This window comes from Pseudoalteromonas sp. BZA4 (assembly GCF_040104395.1).
Taxonomy (GTDB): domain Bacteria; phylum Pseudomonadota; class Gammaproteobacteria; order Enterobacterales; family Alteromonadaceae; genus Pseudoalteromonas.
Genome location: NZ_JBECOT010000001.1, coordinates 67,541 through 92,598 on the forward strand (window position 1 = coordinate 67,541; position 25,058 = coordinate 92,598).

Genomic DNA, 25,058 nt, shown 5'->3' on the forward strand with positions numbered 1-25,058 from the left:
TCAGCTAGATAATGTGTAATTAGAGGAAGGTCGATAAAAATACGCAGAGAAGCTGCTATTTGTGCGCCTACAAATATGAGACACGAGCTACCCCAATATAAATAACTTGATTGTTGTCTTAAAAAATACAAAGACAATAAGAACGACCCAATAATCACATTCAATAAAATTGAGATGCTGATTATGGTGGGTAAATGCATCATGACTTTCCCTGAAGAATCACTCGACTAAAATCTATTTAATTATTATGTATTGGTTTTGTATTGGCAACCCGCACTTTGTAACTATAATTTCAGGCTTTCTAATGCCGGCTTCAATGTTGGATAGTGGAAGCGGTAATTGTGACTAAGTAGTTTATTCGGAAGCACAAATTGACCATGAAGCAGAAGATCAGACATTTCTCCCATCATCAATTTTAAAACCCAGCTAGGCATACGTAGCATGGCAGGTCGCGAAATCACACTCGCGAGTGTTTGACTAAATTCATTATTATCAACAGGATTTGGCGCAGTGGCATTAATTGGGCCGTGTATATCCTGATGTGAGAGTACAAAAAGGATAAGTTGGATCATGTCATCTATATGGATCCATGACATTCCTTGTTGACCATGACCTAAAGGTCCTCCCAAGCCAAACTTAAAGGCTGGCAGCATTTTACCTAAGGCACCACCTTGCTTAGCTAATACGATACCTGTACGAAGTAGGCATACTCGAGTTTGGTCAGATTGTGCTTTCGTCGCTGCATGCTCCCAATCACGGCAAAGAACATGGCTAAATTCAGGATAAATATCATTAAAGCTTTCATCAATTGGCTGATTTTCTTGGCGGCCATAAAAGCCAATCGCACTGCCAGAAATAAAAGTATGAGGTGGTGATTCACAGCGGCTAATCGCTTTAGATATCTGTAAAGTAAGATTAATCCGGCTATTCAGTAAAGTTCGTTTTTGCGATTCGCTCCAACGTTTGTTGACAATTGGCTCTCCAGCCAGATTAATGACAGCGTCAATCTCTTCAAAATTAACTTCATCGAGTGATTTAACAGTGTGTACTTGATGAGTCAGTATGACCGCGGCTTGAATAGGGTTGCGTGTTAGCACAGTAACCTTGTGGTGATTCAATAAAAAAGGGCACAAATGTCTACCAATGAGGCCTGTTCCACCTGTTAAAAAAATATGCATAGTGCTGCCTTAATTAATATCTGTGTGTTTTTTATACATAGTGATGGTGATTTTTGCAAATATATACGTATAAAGCAGTAATTTAGATTAGTCTTCTTGATTGTGGTTGTTGTAAATATGATAGCTATTTTTTAACTCATGTTTAGCGTGATACATTGCTTGGTCAGCTAATTTCAGCAATTCTTGGTGATCTAGGCTGTGATCTGGAGCAAGGGCTACCCCAATACTTAATGAAATATTTAATGTGAACTGTTCAAATACAAATGGGTTATCAAAACATGCCAATAGATGCGTGATCATGGCATTAATGTGTCTGTATTTAGCGATATTATGTGTAATTATGACGAATTCATCTCCCCCATAACGATATACATCATCATCGGCTCTAACTGATGACGTAATTCGTTTTGCGGTTTCAATAAGAACTTTGTCACCAATTAAATGGCCATATTCATCATTTAGCTTTTTGAACTTATTAATATCTATAAATATAACAGCCAGTTTATTGTCTTCAGAGCAAGTAGTAATGGCATGTTTTAATGCAGGCTTTAACTCTGTGCTATTTAGAACGCCTGTTAGATGATCATGACTAGCTTGAAAATTTAACTTACTCGTTCGCTCATAAATGATGTCACTCATGCGTGCAAAGCGTTTTAAAACATAGCCAATTTCATCATGGCTACTAATCGTCAACGTTTTTGGTTTTTCGCCTTTTTCTAGTTGATCAGTGTTTTGAATTAATAACTTAAGAGGTTTAAAAAGCTTTGCATTGATATAAAAAGCGCAAAAAACTAACAAGATGAGCATTAATGGTATTTGCAAAGTTACGAAGCGAGTTATAAATAGTCTGTTTTTTTGGTAGTCAGCATTTTGCTGTTCTAACTTGGCAAGCTCGGTATTTTGAAAAAGTAAAGTATGCTCGCGGATCTGGTCCATATACTGTTTACCCTCATTCGTTAACACAATCGCTTTAGCTTCTTCGAGGGCATATGGTGTGCCTTGCATCACAAGTGTGACAGTTAATGCTAACTCTGCTAATTTTTTGTCGACTAGCTCATCAATTTCAGTAAGAGTATTTTGTTGTTCGGGGTTATTTAACGTTAGCTTATTGATAGTCAAAAAATGTTGTTTAACTTGTTCAAGTGCTGTGTAGTAAGGTTCTAAATAGTTATGATCTCGCGTTAATAAATAACCCCGTTGTCCAGTTTCTGCGTTTGTTATTTGATTGTAGAGCTTTTCTGATTCATCGAGCACATCATGAGTATGGAACACTGCCTCAAGTTTAGCCTGACCTTGCTTATCTAATACATAGATAATGAAGGTATTGGCTACCACCACTAAAAATATAGAGGAAAGTAGAAGGATAAATTTAGCTCTCAGCGACATAGAAATAATGGGAGCCTAAAATTATTAACTCTTAGTTAAAAAGTATTAACCAATCACCGAGCTTTGCCAATTTGTCAACAAAAAATGGCTGTTTTAATGCTATCTCATGGTATTTTTAATGAAACTTGGTTCTTTAGCCTGTTTTAAGTGTACGCTTAATAATTTATTGATATGCTATTTTTAGCTAGATGCAGTTTTAAGTGACAAGGAGTGACTGTGAACTTTCTGCGCCAATTCCACGATATAGTATCTAATCAAGAAATTGATTTTTCCGACAAAGTAATCAAGTTACTAGAATTTGGTTTAGAGGTATTTGATCTCGAATTTGCGATTGTGAGTCAAGTTGATGACAAGCTCTATACGGTCATTCATGTGGTAGCGCCAGATAATGCAATCCCGGTTGGTACGCAATTTGATTTGGAAGGAACCTATTGTGCTCACACCTTAGAAGCTAATAAAGCGCTTTCATTTCATCATGCCTCAAATAGTCGGATTGCAAAGCACCCTTGTTATGTAAATTTTCAACTCGAATCTTACATTGGCGCGCCTATTTTTGTTGGCAAAAAGGTGTTCGGCACAGTTAACTTCTCGGCGCCGAATGTATCAAAACCTTTTAGTGAAGAGTCTCACGATTACGTAGAGTTATTTGCTCAGTGGTTAGGTAACGAAATAGCACGCAATGCTTCTTCAGAACGGTTAATAAAAAAGAACTACATGCTGGCGCAAGTTGAAGAAGTTGCTCGTATAGGTTCTTGGGAGTTCGACTTGCTAGAAAATAAGTTGTACTGGAGCAAGCAAACTAAAGCAATCCATGAAGTGCCCGTTGATTATTCTCCAAACCTTGAAACGGCTATTGAGTTTTATAAAGAAGGTGAAAGTCGTGATGTAATACAACACGTAATTCAAGAAGCAATCGAGCATGGTAAAGATTGGAATATTGAAATTCAGCTCATCACAGCGAAAGGTAATCGTGTATGGGTTTCAACGTATGGCGAAGCAGAATTTGAAAACGGGCAATGCGTTCGTTTAATAGGCACTTTTCAAGATGTAACGAAAGAGGTGTTACTTCGTGAAGAGCTTAAAAAGCAAAAAGCGGATGCTGAACGTACACTTGAAGACCGAAGTATCTTGCTGGCTAAGATTAGCCATGAATTACGCACGCCGTTAAATGGCATTACAGGCATGCTAACGACTTTACTTTATGAAAAGTCAGAGCAAAAGCGAGAAGAAAAACTCAAAGTTGCCCTTCGCAGCGCAGATATCTTATTAAATATAATCAATGAAGTGCTCGATTTTTCTAAAATAAATCATGGTGAACTGAAATTAGAGCCTAGTCACTTTTTATTAAAAACAATTTTTGTTGATTTAGCGTCTTTGTACTTACCTTTATACCAAGAAAAAAATCTTAATTTTGACGTCGATATTGATATAAGTGAAGAGTGTTGGACTTACTGTGATAACACCCGACTCACTCAAATTGCGTCTAACTTACTGAGTAATGCCTTAAAGTTTACCGAGCAAGGCACTATTAAGTTATACGTATCTGCTAGGGTTCAAAATGACGATTTCATCTTAAATTTAAGAGTTTCTGATACGGGCATAGGCATGACAGAAACCTTCATGAAGTCACTGTTTTCACCATTTACCCAAGAGCTAAATAAGGACCGTAAAAAGGGGGGCACGGGGCTTGGCCTTGCAATAGTGAAAGAACTTATTGACTACATGGGTGGAACAATAAAGGTCAGTAGCGAATTCCAAAAAGGCAGTTGTTTTGATATTCAACTACCTCTGAAGCTAGGGCAACCACAATCACATGATACGCTGCATACCTCTGATATCGACTTTTCAGCCTTGCCTTTATCGATACTAGTTGTTGATGATAATCAAATTAACCGCTTTGTGTTAAAAGCACACCTAGAAAAGTTAGGCTTAACGGCCGATTATGCCTGCGATGGAATTGATGCGATAAATAAGTGCAAGCAAAACAAATACAATCTGATTTTTATGGATTGCGTAATGCCAGAAATGGATGGTATTGAAGCAACTCGTATTTTAAGAGATGAACAAATTTGCCCAACTGATAAAACCTACATCATTGCTCTAACAGCCAATACCTCTGCAGATGATAAAGCTGCTTGTAAACAAGCTGGAATGGATTTATTTGTTTCAAAGCCTGTAAAAAATACGGCTATTGAGCAAGCAATTGTGTCAGCTAAAGAACATTTTTTAATGTAAGAAATAGTAGTTTGTGAATACTCGGCTTAGAAAAATCATTGCTGGGTAAATGAGTAGTTATTTTAGGCAATTTTCAAATTTAACCTATACTTTGAATGGGTCTAATAGGTTGGATTGCAAAATGGACTACTCAGATAACCGCCGAGACTTTTTAAAAACATTAGGTGTTGGTGCTGTGGCTTCAACACTTGCCTTCAATGCTCCTTATGTGTTTGCTAAAAACACGTCCACAATTAGGGTTATGGGGACCCACGTAACTCTACAAGAAGAACTCAGGCAAAAAGCCATGCTTGAGCTGGGTATTAATATTGAATTTACCCCAATGGGCAGTGCTGCGGTGTTGCAAAAGGCAGCATCAGACCCAAGTAGCTTTGACTTGTACGAGCAATGGTCAGATTCAATTAATATTCTCTGGCAAGCAGGTGCTATTCAACCTATCGAAACAGAGCGCCTTACCTATTGGGATGAAATCAATCCACTCTCTAAAACAGGTAAAATTGTGCCTGAAGCTAAGTTAGGCGCTGGTGACTCACCCAACAAACTTCTTTACGTGCAAGCAGATGGAACGCTTGCGACTACACCAAGCGATGCAATTAGTTTCTTGCCTTACGTGCATAATGTCGACTCGTTTGGCTACAACACTCAGTTCATAGAAAAGGGGATTCCTTACGAAACTGAGTCTTGGTCTTGGTTACTCGATGAAAAGAATAAAGGCAAAGTCGCCCTTGTTAATGCGCCAACAATCGGTATTTTTTATGCTGCTCTGGCTGCCGAAGCGCAGGGACTGATGACATTTAAAGATATGGGTAATATGAGTATTAGCGAAATTGACCAGCTATTTGCAATATTACTGCAAAAGAAAAGGCAAGGTCATTTTGCTGGTTTTTGGACTTCGGTACCGCAGTCTGTTGATTTTATGAAAATGAAGCGCGTTACTATTCAAAGTATGTTTTCGCCCGGTGTTAGTGCCTGCAAAGGGCAAGGTATCCCCGTTGTTTATGCTTCACCGAAAGAAGGTTATCGTGCTTGGCATGGAGAAATGTGCTTATCAGCTAATGCACAGGGACATGTTAAAGATGCTGCTTATGAATACATGAATTGGTGGCTTTCTGGCTATCCAGGCGCATTTATCGCAAGACAAGGTTATTACATTTCTAATCCTGAGCGGAGTCAGCCTCTTATGTCAAAAGCAGAATGGCAATATTGGTATGAAGGGCAAGAAGCATCCATGGATTTACGCGGAACAGACGGCAAAATATCTGTTCAAGCGGGTCAAGCTCGTGATGGAGGAAGCTATATCAAGCGTTTTTCGAATATAGCGGTCTGGAATACGGTAATGCCGAATTATGATTACAGTTTAGATAAATGGTATGAGTTGTTGAACTCATAAGGAGCTACATTGCTAACCATTTTTTCTAGGTCTTTAGCAGCCAAAGTGTTATTGGCATTGACACTCGTTTTACTTGTAATGGGGGCGAGTTATTTTGTCTTGAACAAGCGATTACAAAGAATTGAAACATCTTTTAACGATATAAGCCGCATTAGTAATTATGCCGTGGGTATACTTCGTATAAATAAAGATATTGTTGAAATGCAGCGTGATATTTCAGTTTATGGGTTCTCAGGCAGTAAAACCGTATTTAGTAAAATAATAGAGAACTTTGAAAGTATAAAAGCACGTTTAGAAAGTGTTGATTTGAAAAGTGATGAACTTGAAAGCCAAGTTTATTTAAATTCAATGACACAGCTGATTTCACGGTACGGTGAAAATCTAGATGTGCTTGCCAAGCGTTATGAAATAAAAGCAGAGCTCACTGACGTTGAGTTACCGCAAATCTATTTAGAAGCTATTAATGAATTAACCAACCTCAAATTAACTGCGACTAGCAATGACGAGAAGCTGGCTATCACTGAACATCTCAATGTATGGCATGAATTACATCGTGATGCGTCTTTGTTTCTTGCCAAAAAAGATTACTCTAAAAGAGCGGCGGTGAATAAGGCGCTGGCTATTTTATCGAATCAGTCACAAACCAACACTGATCTAAGTAATAACCATGAACATGCTAAAACATATAAACAGGCTTTTTCGAGAGGCGTGCAGGCTAACCGAAACTATTTAAGCTTGGTTAATGTTGTTATGGCTGGCGATGCTATAGAGTTCAGCACCCTTGCAGATAAACTCAGAGAGCAATCCCTAGCAAAACTGCAAAAAATTAAAAGTGAAGCGCAAGAAACAGTAATAAAAACAGTTCAAACTCTGCGTTTTCTTGCTGTTGGCGTGGTTATCTACATTATCGCGCTTGCCATCTATTTCCACTTGCATATATCGCGTGCAATTACACGTTTAACCACAAGTTTCCAATACTTCTTAGCTGGTGATTTATCAGCCCCTATTTATGATTTAAAGCGTAACGATGAAATTGGTGTGCTTGCAACTGCGGCAGATAGATTTCGGGTGTTAAGCCAAGACCTTACCCAAGCCAAGAAAACGGCAGAACACACCACCAAAGTGAAATCAGAATTTTTGGCAAATATGAGCCATGAAATTAGAACCCCTATGAATGGCATTTTAGGAATGGCGCGGCAGTTGAGCCGTACTAATTTGTCTAATGAACAAATAAAGATGCTTAATATTATTCAATCTTCAGGGGCTGGTTTATTGGTAATCATCAACGACATTTTAGATATAAGTAAGATTGAAGCCTCTAAAATTGAGCTAGAGTCTGTGCCTATACATTTAAATTCGCTACTAGATGAGCTACGGCATTTATTTAAAGAGCAAGCCCAAAGTAAGCATATCAAGTTGAATATTTCTGTTGCTGAAGAATATCAACATTGTGTTTTCTTTGCTGATGAAGCCCGCCTAAAACAAGTGTTGATAAACCTTTTAGGGAACGCAATTAAATTCACCGAGAAAGGCAGTGTGACACTCAACGTAAAAATTAGTGAGCTTGGCTCAGATGATCTGAGCATCAAATTTAGCGTGATTGATACAGGAATAGGTATCGCAAAAGAAAATCTCGGTAGGTTATTTGAAGCGTTTTCTCAAGCTGATACCTCAATTACACGCCGCTTCGGTGGTACAGGACTTGGCCTTGCTATCTCAAGTAAATTACTAAACTTGATGAATGCTCCTTTGCAGGTAGAAAGCGAAGTTGGGCAGGGTTCTTGCTTTTATTTTGATTTAAAAACAACACAGGTTATTGAGCACTCTGAGTTTGAAGCCGAAACTAGCCAAGAAATCGAAGAGGAACAAGCAGACTTTTCAACACTACATGTACTTGTAGTCGAAGACAATGACATTAATCAGGTTGTTATCGAGGCTATGTTAAATGAGTTTGGTATAAGCTCAATAAAAATAGCAGGGGATGGCGAGCAAGCTATTGCGCTATGTAAGGAACATAGTGGGGAAAATAATCTGCAAAATAGTTTTGATATTATATTTATGGATATGCAGATGCCTGTACTTGATGGCCCGCAAGCAACAATACGTATAAGAGAAATGCCAGAGTATAGAGCTATCCCTATTATTGCCTTAACAGCCAATGTACTTGAAGCTGATAAGCAACGATGTTTTGCCGCAGGAATGAATGATTTTGTTGCCAAGCCGATTGATTACCAATGTGTTAAAACGGCTTTATTAAAGTGGTCTAAAAGTGAAGTGAGCGCTACGAGTGACTGCTAAAAATTGATTGTTAGTCACTAAAATAAAAAAGAGTTACCTCTTTGGTGGTAAACACACTGAGGTAACTCTCTTATAGCTAATTGATTAGGTTTAAATGAATTAAACCAGTTTAGCTAGGATGTCATTAAATGTTGAGCTTGGACGCATTGCTTTGAATGCTAACTCATCATTTGGTTGGAAGTAACCGCCAACACTCATTGCTGGACCTTGTGCATCGTTTAATTCAGTAACGATTTGGTCTTTTTGAGACTCAAGATCAGCAGCGATTTGTGTGAACTGTGCTTTTAATTCCGCATCATCATTTTGTGCAGCAAGTTCTTGTGCCCAGAATAAAGAAAGGAAGAAGTGCGAACCACGGTTATCAATCTCTTTCACTTTACGTGAAGGTGATTTGTTTTCAGCTAGGAAAGTACCTGTTGCTTTATCAAGTGTATCAGCAAGTACTTGTGCTTTCTTATTACCCGTATTAACCGCTAGGTGCTCTAAAGAAGCCGCTAGTGCTAAGAACTCACCTAGTGAATCCCAACGTAAGTGGTTTTCTTTTTCGAACTGTTGAACGTGCTTAGGCGCTGAACCACCTGCACCTGTTTCGAATAAGCCACCACCATTCATAAGTGGTACGATTGAAAGCATTTTAGCACTTGTACCAAGCTCAAGAATTGGGAATAAGTCAGTTAAGTAGTCACGTAAAACGTTACCAGTTACTGAAATAGTGTCTTTACCTTCTTTGATGCGCTCTAATGAGAACTTAGTCGCTTCAATTGGTGCTAAGATGTGGATCTCAAGACCGTCAGTATCATGTTGTGGTAAATACGCGTTTACTTTTTTGATTAGCTCAGCATCGTGTGCACGGTTTTCGTCTAACCAGAAAACTGCAGGCGTGTTAGTTGCGCGAGCGCGATTAACAGCAAGTTTAACCCAATCTTGGATTGGTGCGTCTTTCACCTGACACATACGCCAGATATCACCTTGCTCAACAGCATGCTCAAGTAAAGTCGTACCAGCTGTGTCAACTACACGGATTGTACCAGCAGCAGCTACTTCAAACGTTTTGTCGTGTGAACCGTACTCTTCAGCTTTTTGAGCCATAAGACCAACGTTAGGTACGCTACCCATAGTTGTTGGATCGAATGCACCATTTTCTTTACAAAAATCGATAGTTGCTTGGTAAACACCTGAGTAACAACGATCTGGAATTACAAAGCTAGTGTCTTGTAATTTACCTTCGCTATTCCACATTTGACCGCTAGAACGGATTGCAGCAGGCATTGATGCATCGATGATCACATCACTTGGTACGTGAAGGTTAGTGATACCACGGTCAGAATCAACCATTGCAATAGCAGGGTTGTTGTCGTATACCGCTTGGATATCCGCTTCGATTTCAGCTTTCTTAGCTGCATCTAGGCTTTCGATTTTTGAGAATACATCACCAAAGCCGTTGTTTACGTCAACATCTAGTTCTTTGAAAAGATCAGCGTGTTTTGTGAATACGTCTTTGAAGAACACTTTTACGGCGTGACCGAAGATGATTGGGTCAGACACTTTCATCATAGTTGCTTTCATGTGTAATGAGAACAACACGCCTTTGTCTTTTGCTGCTTGAATTTCTTTTGCAAGGAAAGCTTGAAGCTTAGCAGCACTCATGCGAGAAGCGTCAATTACTTCACCCGCTAGTAATGGTGTGCTTGCTTTAAGTACTGTAATGTCACCATTTTCAGCAACATGCTCGATACGTACGTCAGTTGCTTCTGCAACAGTGACTGATTGCTCAGAACCGAAGAAGTCACCTTCTTCCATGCTAGCAACGTAAGACTGTGAATCTTTGCTCCATGCACCCATTGAGTGTGGATTGTTACGTGCGTACTCTTTTACTGAACCTGGAGCACGACGGTCTGAGTTACCTTCACGAAGTACCGGGTTTACAGCAGAACCTTTGATTTTGTCGTAAGTTGCTTTAACTTTCTTTTCTTCATCAGTTTTTGGTTCTGAAGGGTAGTCAGGTAGTGCGTAACCTTTTTCTTGTAACTCTTTGATTACTGCACGTAGCTGAGGGATAGAAGCACTGATATTAGGTAACTTGATAATGTTAGCTTCAGGTGTTTTAGCCATTTCACCTAATTCTGCAAGTGCATCATCAATACGTTGATCTTCAGTTAAGTACTCAGGGAAGTTTGCAATTACACGGCCCGCTAATGAAATATCGCGAGTTTCAACTTCAACACCCGCAGCGTTTGTATACGCTTGGATGATTGGTAACAATGAATACGTCGCAAGAGCTGGCGCTTCATCTGTTTTAGTATAGATAATTTTTGATGTCATCATCATTCCTAGATAGTTGGCGTAATGTTTGGTAATGACTGCTAGCAGTAACCCTTAATTAGCCATATTCAACAATGCAATATATAGCCTTGAATTACCAAGCTTAAGTGCCTTGATAAAACAACAGCAAGCAGTCTGTTAGCTGTTGCAACTCAATACATAGTATTAAAATAACCACAGCTGACAGACTGTAAAATTCTTATAGCTCAAATAAGCAAATTATGAAATTAGCCAAAAGCCTTACGTCAAAATGACGAAAAAGCTAAATTTAAGCAACAAGAGTGTAACAAGCTTGGCTCTAAAGGGCTAATAACAATTAAACAATTGGGGTAAAGAAATGGAATTTCAAGGGAAGTGAGAGATATATTTAAATGAGAAGAGTAAGCGAGGATCTTAACAAGGTCGCTCGCTTGATACTCGAATAGGTTTTACCTAAGAGATTTCATCGTTAGGCGCAATATTCGTTGCGTGTAACCCTTTTGGACCTTGTTGCAATTCGAATGTTACATCTTGACCAGCTTTAAGTGTTTTATAACCGTCCATTACAATCGTTGAGTAATGAGCGAATATATCAGTCTCGCTGCCGTCTTCTACGATGAAGCCAAAACCTTTGGCATTGTTGAACCATTTGACTTTTCCACAAGCCATACTTCTACATCCTTCTATAAGTTGACTAATTTAGTTATTCTAAACCGTGTAATTTGCTAGACTGACTAATGATTAATCAATCTATATTTGACTGTAGTTTATTTAGCCAGTCAGTCAAGTGTTTTAGACTATTTTTTAACAATTTATTTATTTTTTTATTCAAGTTTGCTTGAGTTCTAAAGACAAGACTATATTTAATTATGAGTGGCATGAAAGATTCTGGTGTTATTGAAACAGTTCGCGACAGTGAAAAGCAAAAATTGCAACCACCGCGAAAATATAAAGTCATTTTAAATAATGATGATTACACGCCTATGGACTTTGTGATAGAAGTACTAATGACGTTTTTTAATATGGATAGCGATAGAGCAACAGATGTGATGCTTCAAGTTCATCATAACGGTAAAGCAATTTGCGGTGTTTACAGCGCCGATGTAGCTCATACCAAAGCTGAACAAGTTAATCGTTACGCACGAGACAACGAGCATCCACTGCTATGTAGTTGTGAGCAGGAATAAATACCAAGGTAGGGTGAACCAATTAGCCCGTCACAACGGTATATAAATATTATCTCAGTAAGGGGTTGCCAATGCTAAACAAAGACTTAGAACTAACCTTGAATGCGGCGTTTCGCGAAGCGAGAACACGCCGTCATGAATTTATGACCGTCGAGCATCTTTTACTTGCACTGCTCGATAACCCTTCTGCTGGAGAAGCGCTAAACGCCTGCGGCGTTGATATGGGCGCATTAAAAGTCGAATTATCAGATTTTATTGATGAAACAACGCCGGTTATTCCTGATCTTGAAGAAGACAGAGAAACGCAACCGACGTTAGGTTTTCAGCGTGTATTGCAGCGCGCTGTATTTCACGTGCAATCATCTGGCAAAAACGAAGTAACTGGCGTTAATGTGCTAGTGGCAATTTTTTCTGAGCAAGAAAGCCAAGCTGTTTATTTACTTAAAAAATCAGATGTTAATCGTTTAGATATTGTTAACTTTATTTCGCATGGCATTTCTAAAACAGATGATGATATCGGCGGTGAAGATCACGATGACATTCATGAAGAAGTTCAAGAAGTGCAAGGTGAAGAGCCGACTAAGCTTGAAAACTTTACGACTAACCTGAATCAGCAAGCGATTGATGGCAATATTGACCCATTAGTGGGTCGCGACAACGAAGTTGAACGCACTGTACAAGTGTTATGTCGTCGTAAGAAAAATAACCCGCTCTTGGTCGGTGAAGCAGGGGTGGGTAAAACAGCCATTGCTGAAGGCTTAGCTTATCGTATTGTAAATAAAGAAGTGCCTGAAGTGATTGCCGATGCTGTTGTTTACTCACTCGATATGGGCGCATTATTAGCGGGTACCAAATACCGTGGTGATTTTGAAAAACGTTTTAAATCGCTGCTTAAAGAGTTACAAGCTAAACCAGGTTCAATTTTATTTATTGATGAAATTCATACCATCATTGGTGCCGGTGCAGCATCGGGTGGTGTAATGGATGCATCGAACCTAATTAAACCGCTACTTTCGAGTGGTAAGCTGCGCTGCATGGGCTCAACTACTTATAACGAGTTCAAGAATATCTTTGAAAAAGACCGTGCGTTAGTGCGTCGTTTCCAAAAAATTGATGTGCTTGAACCAAGTGTTGCCGATACCACGAAAATTCTTAACGGTTTAAAAGAGCGTTACGAAGAGCACCATGGTATTCGTTATACACAAAAGGCATTGAAAGCAGCTGCAGAACTTAGTGCTAAATATATTAATGAACGTCACTTACCAGACAAGGCTATTGATGTTATTGATGAAGCAGGTGCTAATCAGCGTTTACAGCCCGTTTCCAAACGTAAGAAAACAATTGGCGTGGCTGATATCGAGCTTATTGTATCTAAGATGGCGCGTATACCTCAGCAAAGCGTTTCATCTAGCGATAAAGAGACGCTTAAAAACCTTGACCGTAACTTGAAAATGCTGGTGTTTGGTCAAGACCAATCAATCGATGCGTTGACTTCAGCAATTCGTTTATCGCGCTCTGGCCTTGCTAACGAAGACAAACCAGTGGGTTCGTTCTTATTTGCAGGCCCAACAGGGGTTGGTAAAACAGAAGTCACTAAGCAGCTTGCTAAGTGTATGGGTGTTGAGTTTATTCGCTTTGATATGTCTGAATACGTTGAACGTCATGCGGTCAGTCGTCTAATTGGTGCACCTCCTGGCTATGTTGGTTTTGAGCAAGGTGGTTTGTTAACTGAAGCGGTAATTAAAAACCCGCATGCAGTTGTACTACTGGACGAAATTGAAAAAGCACATTCAGATATTTACAACATTCTACTGCAAGTAATGGATCACGGTACGCTTACTGATAACAACGGTCGTAAAGCTGATTTCAGAAATGTAGTATTGGTGATGACGACGAATGCGGGTGTTCAAGAGACTGTACGTAAGTCGATTGGCTTTACCGAACAAGACCATTCTCATGATGCGATGAGTGAAATCAACAAAGTGTTTTCACCTGAGTTTAGAAACCGCTTAGATAATATCATTTGGTTTAATCACCTTGAGAAAGAGATTATCTTGCAAGTGGTTGATAAGTTCATTGTTGAGTTACAAGCACAACTTGATAAGAAGTCGGTTAACCTTGAACTTACATCCAAAGCAAGAGAGTGGTTGGCAGATAAAGGCTATGATAAAGCGATGGGTGCACGCCCGATGGCGCGTGTTATTCAAGATGAGCTTAAAAAGCCACTGGCAAATGCAATCTTGTTTGGTGAGCTAGCCGATGGTGGTTCAGTTAAGGTATCGGTTAAAGACAAGAAAATCCACTTTGACTTTGAAACTAGCCTAGAAACAGCTTAAGTTGTTTTTAGCTAAAAACAAAAAGCCCAGCAATTGCTGGGCTTTTTGTTTATTAAATGGAATTAAAACTAAGTTAGTTTTAACACCATTTAACAAACGCTTTTAGCTCTTTGTAATAAACACACCTGCTCATTCAAAGCAGCAAAAAGCTAAATCTCTCGTTAACGCACTAACTTAGCGAGCACGGAATACGATGCGACCTTTCGATAAATCGTAAGGAGTCATTTCTACGGTTACTTTGTCGCCAGTTAAGATGCGGATGTAGTTTTTGCGCATTTTACCAGAGATATGAGCCACAACAACGTGACCATTTTCTAGCTCAACTCGGAACATTGTATTTGGTAAAGTATCAAGGACCGTACCTTGCATTTCGATTACGTCTTCTTTCGCCATGTTTAGCGTAACACCTCTTAAATAGTTAAACGCTGCAGATTTTGCCGAAAATACAGCAATAAGTAAAGCTACAGGGCTCAATTTTGTAAATTAAATCGCCAACCACTCGTCGCCAATGTGCTTTTGTGCAGGCAAAAATTGGGTTTTATATTTCATTTTAGTGCATTCGTCGATTTGGTAACCTAAATAGACAAATTGTTTTGCTTGTTGTTTTGCAAATTTAATTTGCTCCATGATCATGATGCTACCAATACTGTATTGCTCATAATCGGGATCAAAAAAGGTATAAATCGCTGATAGGGCATTGGTCATGCAATCGGTTACCGCAACAGCAACTAATTTATCGCCATCTCTTAACTCTATGAACGTAACGGGTAGCCACTGGCAAAACAAAAAGCTTTCGTACTGACTTTGATCAGGCGGAAACATTGAACCATCTTGATGCCTTTGCGTGATGTATTTGCAATATAACGGGTAATATTCTGCGCGTTCGTATTCACTATAACTGACTGTGAAAACCTTATTTGCTTTATTTAATTTGCGCTTTTGGGATTTTGAAGGGGTAAATTGTTGGGCCAAAACGCGCACTGAATTACAAGCATTACAAATAGGGCAATGTGGACGATAGATTTGGTCACCACTGCGTCTAAAACCCAATGCTAATAACTGTTCAAATTTATCAGGGCAATAACAACTTGGGTCAAGTATAACAAGTAGTTGCTCCTGACGGTCGGGTAAATAACTGCAATCAAATTGCTGGCTTAAACCAAGCCTAGCGGGTAAGTGCTCAGTCATAAATATTAATCAACTCTTGTGGTTGCCACATATCTTTTTTAGGCACATAACTGTGCGCTAATTTAAGTCTAGTTAAAAATTCTCTGCGTGGGATAACTTTTGCACCTAAAGTGATTAAATAAGGGTTTTCTAGTTGGCAATCAATAAAATGGGCTTGGTGCTTCTTAAGCCAATTAACTAATGCCCACATAGCCAGTTTTGAGCCATTACTGACTTGATGAAACATTGATTCACCACAAAATATGCCATTTTGCATAATGCCATAGAGACCAGCTACGAGTTCATCTTGGTGCCATATTTCAAGGCTATGAGCCAAACCCTGATGGTGCGCTTCAATGTAGGCATGCATCATTTGTTCAGTGATCCAGGTACCTTCTGCATCGATACGTTGCTCACGACAGGCATTGATAACGTGGGAAAATGCATGATTTATGGTGACACGCACAGGAAAACGCTTTAAATGCTTTTTTAAGCTGCGACTAACATGAAATTCATTAAGCTCAATAACACCACGCATGCTAGGTGACCACCACATAATAGGCTCATAGTCACTAAACCAAGGGAAAATACCGGTGTTATAGGCATTTTTAATGCGCTCAACTGATAAATCCCCGCCAATTGCTAACAGGCCATCGGGCTCATCAAGGGAGAGTTCTGGGTCTGGAAAATCAACAGTCTCGGGCGAGAGTTGGTATAGTTGCTTGATCATATCAGCGTATCGTTGTTATTTGCTCTGATTTTAACAAAAATTTAGCTATAAAAAAGGGGCTGTTTTACAACAGCCCCTAGTATTAGTGCTTTAGATCAACTATTTTATAGGTTATCTAAGAAGCGTTCTGCATCAAGTGCAGCCATACAGCCAGTACCTGCTGATGTGATTGCTTGGCGATAAATGTGATCAGACACGTCACCTGCAGCAAATACACCTGGTACGCTTGTTTGTGTTGCGTTACCGTTTAAACCAGACTGAACGACTAAATAGCCGTCTTTCATTTCTAGCTGACCTTCAAACATGTCAGTGTTTGGCTTATGGCCAATTGCAATGAATACACCGGCAAGATCTAGGTTTTCTGTTTCTTCAGAATCAGTTGCTTTAATGCGGATGCCAGTAACGCCCATTTCATCACCAAGCACTTCATCTAATGTGCGGTTGTAATGTAAAACAACGTTACCGTTTTCAGCTTTTTCTTTTAAACGATCTGCTAAGATTTTCTCACTGCGGAAGCTGTCACGACGGTGGATAACGTGAACTTCATCAGCGATATTTGATAAGTAAAGTGCTTCTTCAACAGCAGTGTTACCACCGCCCACAACCGCTACTTTTTGACCACGGTAGAAGAAACCATCACAGGTTGCACAAGCAGAAACACCACGACCTTGGAAGTTAGTCTCTGATTCTAAACCTAAGTATTTAGCCGACGCGCCTGTTGCGATAATTAATGCATCACACGTATATGTGCCTGAGTCACCAGTTAAAGTGAAAGGGCGCTTTGAAACATCAACTTTATTAATGTGATCAAAAACAATTTCAGTTTCGAAACGTTCAGCATGTTCTTTCATACGGTCCATTAATGCAGGACCTGTTAAACCGTGTGCATCGCCAGGCCAGTTTTCAACTTCAGTGGTTGTCGTTAATTGACCACCTTGCTGAATACCAGTGATAAGAACAGGGTTAAGGTTGGCACGTGCTGCGTATACCGCTGCCGTGTAGCCAGCTGGGCCAGAACCTAAGATTAATAGTTTACAGTGTTTTGCGTCACTCATGGTTTTTCCTAAAAACGTTTCAATACGATGTCTATGCGCCCGATTCTAAGAAAAACAAGGCGGATGTAAACAAAAGCCCTGATTATTTTTTTAGTCAAATCGCTAAGCTGTCAAATAATCCTTACTTATTATAATTTAAATAACTCTTTTTGCTCATAAAACAGGCTAATTACAAATTGTTCTGTGATCAAAGTACGGTAATTCATGACCAAGCAATATTTTTTTGGTATGTTTTAGCTAATTTTGATATTAGCTCTTGGTATGAGCTAACTAAACGAACAGGCAATTATGGTATTTTGGCAGGAAAAGCCCGCTTTTGGGCTGACTACAGAAGACGTACAAGTCTTAACCAATGCAAAAGAGTATCGCACTGAACTATTGCGTTTAATTGGTGCAGCGAAAAAAAGAATTTATATTACTGCTTTATATTTGCAAGACGATGAAGCTGGGCGAGAAATATTAACAGCGTTACATGAGGCATCACTTGCTAACCCTGAGTTAGAAGTAAAAGTACTGGTTGATTTTCACCGAGCTCAACGTGGTTTAATTGGTGCGGCTAAGTCTGATGGCAATGCCAGTATGTATTGTGATTTTCAAGAGCAGTATCAATCAAATGTCAAAGTACATGGTGTTCCAGTAAAAGCCAAAGAGCTTTTCGGGGTACTGCATTTAAAAGGCTTTGTGATTGACGACACATTATTATACAGCGGCGCAAGCTTAAATAATGTATATCTACAGCAAGACGAACGTTACCGTTTAGACCGCTACTTTTTAGTTCGCCAAGCTGGATTATGTAATTCGGTCATCGAATTTATAGAAACACATCTTTTAAGCTCAGCTGCAGTGCCACGTATTGATATGCGTCCACTGGTAAAGTTTAATGATATTAAAGTCGCGCAAAAACAATTGATGCGTGAACTTAAATCGGCAAGTTACGAAAGTGCTGCAGAAGCTAGTGCCGGTGAGTTGGGTGTGCGTTTATTTTTAGGTTTAGGACGCAGAAGTAATAAGCTGAATCGTTTAATTAAGTCGTTATTCGATACCACAGAGCAAGAACTCGTTCTTTATACCCCTTACTTTAACTTTCCTGCACCATTAATGCGTTCATTACGCCGTTTATTGAAGCAAGGCAAGCAAGTAACTATTGTGGTAGGAGATAAAACCGCAAACGATTTTTATCTGCCGCCAAGTGAGCCATTTAGTAAAATTGGTGCATTACCTTATTTATATGAAACCATTTTATATAAGTTTTTAAAGTCACAAAAACGCCACATCAGTAATGGTAATTTGAATGTATACCTTTGGAAGCATGAAAGTAATTCTTTTCACTTAAAAGGGATTTGCTCTGATAAGCGCTTACATTTATTAAGTGGGCATAATTTAAATCCACGCGCATGGGGCTTAGATATCGAAAACGGTATTTTAATTGACGACCCTAAGCAGCATATTCTTGAGCAAATAGAAAGTGAAAAACACGCTATTTTGCAGCACTGTCGTCGTTTAACAGGTCCACAGGATTTAGAGACGATGGATGACTATCCTGCACCGGTTAAAAAGCTATTGGGGCAGGCTAAACGTGTAAAAGTTGATTTTATTATCAAACGTTTTATTTAATCGAAAATTAAAAAAGCAGCGAAAGCTGCTTTTTTGTATCTAGATATTAGCAATCTGCTTTATTTTTGCTGAGCATCTAAAGACTGGCCGTTTACCTCTTTAGAGTCGTCGCTCATCAAGTATAAATATGTTGGCATTAAATCTTCAGGTGTTGCTAACTTATCTCTATCTTCACCAGGGTATGCTGATGCACGCATCGATGTGCGGGTAGCACCTGGGTTAATACAGTTCACGCGAATATTGGTTTTACCCACTTCACAAGCCCAAGTTTGCATCATACCTTCAACAGCAAATTTTGAGATTGCATACGCACCCCAGTGTTCACGGCCTTGGCGACCAACACCTGACGAGGTAAAAATAACAGATGCGCTTTCAGATTTGCGAAGCAGAGGGAACATGAATTTAGTGATCATCGCTTGTGCAGTTACATTCACTTTCATGATGTTTTCAAAGGTAGAAACACAGAAATGTTCAAGGGGACCTAATGAACCTAATATTCCTGCGTTATTAAGTAAACCATCTAACTTCCCGAACTGCATTTCGATGGTTGCAGCTAAGTCACGGTAGTTTTGTTTTGTGGCACCTTTTAAATCCATTGGCACAATAGCCGGTTGTGGATAGCCTGCATTTACAATTTCATCGTAAACACATTCAAGTTTATTGGTTGTTTTTCCAAGTAAAATAACAGTGGCACCATGCTTAGCATAAGTTAATGCGGCAACACGACCAATGCCATCACCAGCACCTGTTATTAAAATTACTTTGTCTTTTAGCGCATTCTCTGCGGCTTTATAAGTATGCATAAACGTACCATCGATTAAATTTTTCATCATTTTACCATAGCAAAAAGCCAAGTTATCGAATTTATTGCAAATTAAGGTGGCGAAAATTGAAACTTTACGTTAACTTTAACTGGTCTAATGTCTCATTAATAACCTAATTACATTAAATTAACTTAGAATGAAGGTAGTAGAATAACTACTTTTAACCCTGAACACACAATAACAATAAGATTTGCGCGGAGCGAAATTATGAAAAAACTGCTACTCTCACTAGCCATTGCGTCAGCCATTACTGGCTGTGGTGGAGGAGAAACATTAGAAGATGTAAAAAATGATAATCCTCCTGTTCTCCCAACCGCGACAGTAAAATTTGACCCAGCGAATAGTGTAATCTCAGTACCAAATGATTTACTGATGAGTGGTACCCTTGATGGTACTTTAAACATGCCGGGTGAATTAGACGACAACAATGTCAGTGTTGAACGTGCAGCTTATGCTGATCCTCAGCTTGCACTTGGTGCCCTTGATGGCTGGTCAACACAAACTCCGTTTAAAATCGATTTAACTTTTCCTGCGGGTATTTCTCTTGATATGACTTCTGCTGCTTCAGCAGGAGCTGTGCGTATTTTTGAAGTTGTAATGGGGGCAAGCCAAACAGATGAAACTTGCTCGCAAGTTCCAGCGGGTATTGCTTGTAAATTAGTGTCTGAATTAACCTTTGGCGTAGACTTCATCACTCAAGGCTCTGGTGATGCGGTTGCTGTTATCCCACTTAAGCCATTTAAAGCGGGCAGCACTTACATTAATGTTCTGACAACGTCATTAATGGACTCAGAAGGGCGTTCAATTGAGCCATCTTCAACTTATGCACTAGTGAGCGAAGAGACAACACTTATCACTGATTCGCAAAAGTCACTTCAAGCGGTTATCAATAGCTACGAAGATGCAGTGACATCGGGCGGTGCCATCACAAAAGATGAAATTATCTATTCTGCAGCGATGACAATGCAATCAGCAGGTCAAGTGCTTGGTACAGTAAAACAGCTTTTAGCGGCTAGTCTTTCGCAACCAGCCTTGCCAACACCGATGGTGCAAATTCCTGAGCAACCTGTTATTACGGTTGAGCAAGTATTCGCATCACAAGGTATTACAGGTTTATCACCGGTGTTTGGCGGTGTGCAATATCAAAAAGGTAGCGTGATGTTACCTATGTATTTAGCCACGCCTACAGGCACAACGGTCGATGACTTATCAGCGACTTATTGGCAAGGTTTGTGTGATAGTGGTGTTGCTGTGTTAGGTTATGCGGCAGCAGCCGGTGATTCATTCCCAACCGATCCTATTAGTGAAACTGATGGCCTTTGTATGGCGTTAAGTGATGGTAAGTTACGCGACTTAGGTTTAGATCAAACTAAACACTTAACTAAGTACAACACAATTCCAAAAACTCAAAGCATTGCTAATGTGCCAGTGCAAGTTACTAAACCAATTTTACCTGTGATCAATGCAATACGTGGTCAGTTAGGTATGGATGAGTTAGCAATGCCTGAAGGTGGTTGGCCTATCGTTATTTTGCAGCACGGTATTACTTCTAAAAAAGAAGATATGCTAGCTATTACCGCACAGCTAACAATGCAAGGCTTTGCAACAGCTGCAATCGATCACCCTATGCATGGTGAGCGTGGTGTAGATGTAGACGGTGACGGTACTGACGACTTTAATGCCTCTACAGGTTCTGTATTAAGCTATATGAACTTACAGTCATTATTAGTAGCGCGTGATAGCTTACGTCAATCAGTTGCTGATTTACTTGGCTTACGCTTAGGTCTTAACTTTACCGGTGCTGCTGATTTAAATGCACAAGATGTATCATTCTTAGGTCATTCATTAGGCTCGGTAGTTGCTCCAGCATTTGTTGCTGTAACTAATGCTCCGCTAGCTGACCAAGTTGATCCAATGTTCAACGTTAAAAGTGTGGCACTTGCCAGTGGTGGTGGCGGTATCGCAAGTTTCTTAATTGAGTCAAATACATTTGGCCCATTTGTACAAGGCTCGGTATTACTTGCAGCTGGTATTGAAGAGTCAGCTGAGTTTGGTGCGTATGCTCAAAATGAAGCGTTATCAAACTGTGGTTCACTTGCGTCTAATCAAACTGCTTTCGTTACGTGTGCTTATAAAGAATATATTGGTTCACTAACGGTTGCTGGTGAAACTGCAAAACTAGCAAATATTCAAAGTGTGATCACTCAATTTGCTTTTGCTGCGCAAACAGCACTTGATAGCGGCGATCCTTCTAACTATGCAGCATCTGTTGCAGCACTTGGCACGCCAGTGTACATGAGTGTAGTGGTTGGCGATGGTGCTAACAACAATGCTGATATGGTTATTCCACCTATGGTAGCGAGTAACCCAATTGCTGGTAGCTTACCTCTTGCTAACCTAATGGGTTTATCAACCGTGGCTGAAACACAAGGCCCAACAGCTGATGCAATGAGTTATGTGGTTAAATTCACTAAAGGGCACCACAGCTCAGTGTTAACACCTGCTGCAACGGCAGATTCAGGTGCAACAGCTGAAGAAAGTGCAGCGGCAACTGCAGAAATGCAATTGCAAATCGCGACTTTCCTAGCAAGCCGTGGTCAGTATCTTCAGGTGACTAATCCAGAAGTTGTTACTGAATAATCGAAACCTTACTAATTAAGTAATAACCAATTAAGTAAAAAGCCACATCATGTGGCTTTTTTTTGCTTTAAAGCGTGGTAAATTGTGCCGATGCATTAATAAATGGAGAGTTTGATTGGAATTTTTATATGAATATGGGTTATTTTTTGCAAAAACCCTGACATTTGTCATCGCAATTGCTGTGATTGTTGCCATTATCATGGGCGCTGCAGTGAAACCTAAAGCGAAGAAAGGTGAGATAACGATTGATGATTTGAGTGAGCAACTTGATGATCTGAAACAAAGCTTTATCGAAAATACTCTTTCAAAAAAAGAGCTCAAGGCTCACCAAAAACAGCAAAAAGCTGAGACTAAAAAACAGCAAAACGACGAACCTAAATCACGTTTATATGTGATTGATTTTAATGGCAGTGTTGATGCCCACGAAGTAGAAAGCCTACGAGAAGAAATTACTGCTATTTTAACCATTGCCGACAAAGAAAAAGATCGCGTGCTGGTACGCCTTGAAAGTGGTGGTGGTGTGGTGCACGGCTATGGCCTTGCTGCCTCTCAATTACAACGCTTACGTAATGCTGGCATTCATTTAACTGTTGCTATTGATAAAGTAGCAGCAAGTGGTGGCTATATGATGGCCTGTGTGGCCAATGAGATTGTTGCAGCACCTTTTGCAATTGTTGGCTCGATTGGTGTTATTGCGCAAATTCCTAACTTTAATAAAATTTTGAAAAAGAATGATGTTGATTTTGAGCAAATCACCGCAGGTGAATACAAGCGTACGCTAACTATCTTTGGTGAAAATACCGATAAAGGTCGTGAAAAATTCAAAGAAGAGATAGAGCAAACTCATGGTTTATTCAAAACATTTGTGAGTGAGCAGCGTCCATCTCTAGATATTGATACTGTTGCAACCGGTGAGCATTGGTTTGCTACCCAAGCGTTCGATAAAGGTTTAGTTGATAAGATTGACACAAGTGATGATATCTTATTGAGCCAAGCGAAAGAACGTCAAATTTATAAAGTTAAATACCGTATTAAGAAGAATTTAAGCGATAAGCTTGCTGTTGGTTTAAGTTCTGGAGTAAGTAAAGCGGGTGTTAGTTTAATGTCACGTTTTAAAGGCTTAAATCCATAACCAAGCACTATCAATAAAAAACCCGCTAACTTAGCGGGTTTTTTTATGGGCTATGAATAACTATTTACTTAATTGACTTATGATAGTCCTCTAAATCTTTAGCGGCATTTGGGTCGTTAAATACGTCCTCATCAAATTCACCTTCAGATTTTGCAACCACACAGGTCACCATACAGTCACCGGTTACGTTGACTGCGGTACGTGTCATATCTAGTAAGCGGTCTACACCAATGATGATAGCAATACCTTCTACAGGCAAGCCTACTTGGTTTAAGACCATGGCTAACATAATAAGACCAACACCTGGCACACCAGCTGTACCTACAGAAGCAAGTGTTGCAGTTAAAATAACCATTAAGTAATCAGAAATCGTTAAATCAACAGAAAATACTTGTGCGATGAACACGGTCGCAACACCTTGCATAATTGCTGTGCCGTCCATGTTAATGGTTGCGCCTAGAGGCACAGTAAATGAAGCAACTGAGTTGTGCGCACCTAATTTTTTGCTCGCAGTTTCAAGGGTAATAGGCATAGTTGCACTTGAGCTAGATGTACTAAATGCAAATAGGCAGGCATTTTTCATCTTCTTTAAAAATGTAATTGGGTTAAGGCCGGTAAATAACTTTAACAATACACTGTAGTTAACTAAACCGTGGAACAGAAGAGCGAATACAACCACACCGAAGTATAAAGCAAGGCTCTTAATTAGCTTTAAGTCGATGGTTGTAAAGAGTTTTGCCATCAAGAAGAACACACCATAAGGTGCAATGTTCATAAGTAAGGTAACTAGCTTTAAAATAACAGTGTTTAAGTCTTCAAAAACATTTGCAACACGTTGGCCTGCTTTACCGCTAAGGGCCATAGCAACACCGAATAATAATGCAAAAACAATAACCTGTAGCATATTACCACTTGCCATAGCGTCAATAGGGTTTGTTGGGAACATACCAATAATGACTTGTGCAAGGGTAGGTGCTTCTTTTGCACTGTAGTTAGCATCCGAAGGTAAGTTGATTCCTTCGCCCGGGTTTACTAATAAGGCTAAGGTAATAGCAACAGTAATCGCGATTGCGGTCGTTGCTAAATAAAGCAAGATTGACTTACCCCCTAAACGGCCTAATTTTTTAGGATCGCTTAAGCTGCAAGTACCACAGACTAATGATACAAAAACCAGTGGCACCACAAGCATCTTTAAGCTTGCGATGAAAATTTGGCCACCGACATGGAAAATACCATCAACAAAAAATGCTTTAATTGGTAAAGAGAATAACCCTAGTGGAATAAGGAAATCGTCTTCACCTGCTAAAATGGCTTGAAAGATAAAACCAACGATTACACCCAGTACCATACCTACCATGATACGAGATGTAAGGCTTAAAGATCGTACTTTTGACATACACCTAGTCTATTTTTTTATAAATTTTGCCATAGACTACCAGCATGAAGATTTTTATACAGAAAAATTCGATAAATAGTTAAATAATTTCGTTGCCTTTAAAGGAAAAAAATTATGATCTTCGTTTAATTTTTAGGTTAATATTAGGTAAACATACATATAAATAAGAAATAGCTAACTAGGGAGAGG

Annotated in this window: 18 protein-coding genes; 8 read left to right on the forward strand and 10 right to left on the reverse strand. The window is 39.5% G+C overall.

Features of this window, described 5'->3' with window-relative positions; translation table 11 throughout:
- Positions 1 to 284 precede the first annotated feature (284 nt).
- Together ABMY41_RS00285 and ABMY41_RS00290 are read right to left on the reverse strand one after the other, a co-directional pair.
- Positions 285 to 1,178: a TIGR01777 family oxidoreductase gene (locus ABMY41_RS00285; protein ID WP_349273896.1), complete on the reverse strand. Its 894-nt coding sequence runs from the start codon at positions 1,176 to 1,178 to the stop codon at positions 285 to 287.
- An 87-nt stretch (positions 1,179 to 1,265) separates the two neighbouring features.
- Complete coding sequence (locus ABMY41_RS00290) at positions 1,266 to 2,516, reverse strand: diguanylate cyclase (RefSeq protein ID WP_349273897.1); 1,251 nt, start codon at positions 2,514 to 2,516, stop codon at positions 1,266 to 1,268.
- A 264-nt stretch (positions 2,517 to 2,780) separates the two neighbouring features.
- On the opposite strand from ABMY41_RS00290, the gene ABMY41_RS00295 reads away from it, so the two are divergent.
- The 3 genes from ABMY41_RS00295 (at position 2,781) to ABMY41_RS00305 (ending at position 8,487) form a co-directional block, all read left to right on the forward strand.
- Positions 2,781 to 4,799 carry an ATP-binding protein gene (locus tag ABMY41_RS00295; protein WP_289096476.1) on the forward strand — a complete coding sequence of 673 codons (2,019 nt, stop codon included), beginning with the start codon at positions 2,781 to 2,783 and terminating at the stop codon, positions 4,797 to 4,799.
- A 121-nt stretch (positions 4,800 to 4,920) separates the two neighbouring features.
- A complete protein-coding gene (locus tag ABMY41_RS00300) occupies positions 4,921 to 6,189 on the forward strand; it encodes a substrate-binding domain-containing protein (protein ID WP_289096477.1) in 1,269 nt (422 codons plus the stop codon).
- Between the two features lie 9 nt (positions 6,190 to 6,198).
- Positions 6,199 to 8,487, forward strand: coding sequence for an ATP-binding protein (locus ABMY41_RS00305; protein ID WP_287241781.1), 2,289 nt, complete (start codon positions 6,199 to 6,201; stop codon positions 8,485 to 8,487).
- 99 nt (positions 8,488 to 8,586) lie between these two features.
- Here ABMY41_RS00305 and ABMY41_RS00310 read toward each other — a convergent pair whose 3' ends face one another.
- The gene (locus ABMY41_RS00310; RefSeq protein ID WP_062564528.1) at positions 8,587 to 10,809 is read right to left on the reverse strand and encodes an NADP-dependent isocitrate dehydrogenase; all 2,223 of its coding nucleotides are present in this window, start codon (positions 10,807 to 10,809) and stop codon (positions 8,587 to 8,589) included.
- A gap of 432 nt (positions 10,810 to 11,241) precedes the next feature.
- Positions 11,242 to 11,457, reverse strand: coding sequence for a cold shock domain-containing protein CspD (gene cspD, locus ABMY41_RS00315; protein WP_036968098.1), 216 nt, complete (start codon positions 11,455 to 11,457; stop codon positions 11,242 to 11,244).
- Positions 11,458 to 11,666: 209 nt separating this feature from the next.
- Here cspD and clpS point away from each other — a divergent pair, with 209 nt between their 5' ends.
- Positions 11,667 to 11,975, forward strand: a complete 309-nt coding sequence (gene clpS / locus ABMY41_RS00320) for an ATP-dependent Clp protease adapter ClpS (RefSeq protein WP_161804337.1) — start codon at positions 11,667 to 11,669, stop codon at positions 11,973 to 11,975.
- A gap of 71 nt (positions 11,976 to 12,046) precedes the next feature.
- Positions 12,047 to 14,311 carry an ATP-dependent Clp protease ATP-binding subunit ClpA gene (gene clpA / locus ABMY41_RS00325; protein WP_054561665.1) on the forward strand — a complete coding sequence of 755 codons (2,265 nt, stop codon included), beginning with the start codon at positions 12,047 to 12,049 and terminating at the stop codon, positions 14,309 to 14,311.
- Positions 14,312 to 14,485: 174 nt separating this feature from the next.
- On the opposite strand, the gene infA is transcribed toward clpA, so the two are convergent.
- From infA to trxB, 4 genes are all read right to left on the reverse strand, one after another.
- Positions 14,486 to 14,704 (reverse strand): translation initiation factor IF-1, encoded by a 219-nt coding sequence (gene infA, locus ABMY41_RS00330; RefSeq protein ID WP_002962494.1) that lies wholly within the window; start codon positions 14,702 to 14,704, stop codon positions 14,486 to 14,488.
- Between the two features lie 90 nt (positions 14,705 to 14,794).
- Complete coding sequence (locus ABMY41_RS00335; RefSeq protein WP_054551468.1) at positions 14,795 to 15,499, reverse strand: arginyltransferase; 705 nt, start codon at positions 15,497 to 15,499, stop codon at positions 14,795 to 14,797.
- The gene (aat, locus tag ABMY41_RS00340) at positions 15,492 to 16,208 is read right to left on the reverse strand and encodes a leucyl/phenylalanyl-tRNA--protein transferase (RefSeq protein WP_175079540.1); all 717 of its coding nucleotides are present in this window, start codon (positions 16,206 to 16,208) and stop codon (positions 15,492 to 15,494) included. The genes ABMY41_RS00335 and aat overlap by 8 nt, the downstream gene beginning before the upstream one ends.
- Positions 16,209 to 16,312: 104 nt before the next feature.
- Positions 16,313 to 17,263: a thioredoxin-disulfide reductase gene (gene trxB / locus ABMY41_RS00345; RefSeq protein WP_054551466.1), complete on the reverse strand. Its 951-nt coding sequence runs from the start codon at positions 17,261 to 17,263 to the stop codon at positions 16,313 to 16,315.
- A gap of 288 nt (positions 17,264 to 17,551) precedes the next feature.
- On the opposite strand from trxB, the gene pssA reads away from it, so the two are divergent.
- Positions 17,552 to 18,877, forward strand: a complete 1,326-nt coding sequence (pssA, locus tag ABMY41_RS00350; RefSeq protein ID WP_287241788.1) for a CDP-diacylglycerol--serine O-phosphatidyltransferase — start codon at positions 17,552 to 17,554, stop codon at positions 18,875 to 18,877.
- Between the two features lie 59 nt (positions 18,878 to 18,936).
- Here the strand turns inward: pssA and ABMY41_RS00355 are convergent, their stop codons facing one another.
- Complete coding sequence (locus ABMY41_RS00355; protein ID WP_062564591.1) at positions 18,937 to 19,680, reverse strand: YciK family oxidoreductase; 744 nt, start codon at positions 19,678 to 19,680, stop codon at positions 18,937 to 18,939.
- Between the two features lie 228 nt (positions 19,681 to 19,908).
- On the opposite strand from ABMY41_RS00355, the gene ABMY41_RS00360 reads away from it, so the two are divergent.
- Together ABMY41_RS00360 and sohB are read left to right on the forward strand one after the other, a co-directional pair.
- The gene (locus ABMY41_RS00360) at positions 19,909 to 22,341 is read left to right on the forward strand and encodes a VolA/Pla-1 family phospholipase (protein WP_289096481.1); all 2,433 of its coding nucleotides are present in this window, start codon (positions 19,909 to 19,911) and stop codon (positions 22,339 to 22,341) included.
- A 115-nt stretch (positions 22,342 to 22,456) separates the two neighbouring features.
- Positions 22,457 to 23,473 carry a protease SohB gene (gene sohB, locus ABMY41_RS00365; protein WP_287241794.1) on the forward strand — a complete coding sequence of 339 codons (1,017 nt, stop codon included), beginning with the start codon at positions 22,457 to 22,459 and terminating at the stop codon, positions 23,471 to 23,473.
- Between the two features lie 64 nt (positions 23,474 to 23,537).
- On the opposite strand, the gene ABMY41_RS00370 is transcribed toward sohB, so the two are convergent.
- Positions 23,538 to 24,869 carry a dicarboxylate/amino acid:cation symporter gene (locus tag ABMY41_RS00370; RefSeq protein ID WP_055020834.1) on the reverse strand — a complete coding sequence of 444 codons (1,332 nt, stop codon included), beginning with the start codon at positions 24,867 to 24,869 and terminating at the stop codon, positions 23,538 to 23,540.
- Between the last annotated feature and the right edge of the window lie 189 nt (positions 24,870 to 25,058).

Bases quoted from the DNA above. Each gene is read 5' to 3' on its own strand.
- ABMY41_RS00285 (WP_349273896.1), bottom strand. From the start codon at position 1,178: ATGCATATTTTTTTAACAGGTGGAACAGGCCTCATTGGTAGACATTTG.
- ABMY41_RS00300 (WP_289096477.1), top strand. From the start codon at position 4,921: ATGGACTACTCAGATAACCGCCGAGACTTTTTAAAAACATTAGGTGTT.
- ABMY41_RS00310 (WP_062564528.1), bottom strand. From the start codon at position 10,809: ATGACATCAAAAATTATCTATACTAAAACAGATGAAGCGCCAGCTCTT.
- cspD (WP_036968098.1), bottom strand. From the start codon at position 11,457: ATGGCTTGTGGAAAAGTCAAATGGTTCAACAATGCCAAAGGTTTTGGC.
- clpS (WP_161804337.1), top strand. From the start codon at position 11,667: ATGAAAGATTCTGGTGTTATTGAAACAGTTCGCGACAGTGAAAAGCAA.
- clpA (WP_054561665.1), top strand. From the start codon at position 12,047: ATGCTAAACAAAGACTTAGAACTAACCTTGAATGCGGCGTTTCGCGAA.
- infA (WP_002962494.1), bottom strand. From the start codon at position 14,704: ATGGCGAAAGAAGACGTAATCGAAATGCAAGGTACGGTCCTTGATACT.
- ABMY41_RS00335 (WP_054551468.1), bottom strand. From the start codon at position 15,499: ATGACTGAGCACTTACCCGCTAGGCTTGGTTTAAGCCAGCAATTTGAT.
- aat (WP_175079540.1), bottom strand. From the start codon at position 16,208: ATGATCAAGCAACTATACCAACTCTCGCCCGAGACTGTTGATTTTCCA.
- trxB (WP_054551466.1), bottom strand. From the start codon at position 17,263: ATGAGTGACGCAAAACACTGTAAACTATTAATCTTAGGTTCTGGCCCA.
- pssA (WP_287241788.1), top strand. From the start codon at position 17,552: ATGGTATTTTGGCAGGAAAAGCCCGCTTTTGGGCTGACTACAGAAGAC.
- ABMY41_RS00355 (WP_062564591.1), bottom strand. From the start codon at position 19,680: ATGCATACTTATAAAGCCGCAGAGAATGCGCTAAAAGACAAAGTAATT.
- ABMY41_RS00360 (WP_289096481.1), top strand. From the start codon at position 19,909: ATGAAAAAACTGCTACTCTCACTAGCCATTGCGTCAGCCATTACTGGC.
- ABMY41_RS00370 (WP_055020834.1), bottom strand. From the start codon at position 24,869: ATGTCAAAAGTACGATCTTTAAGCCTTACATCTCGTATCATGGTAGGT.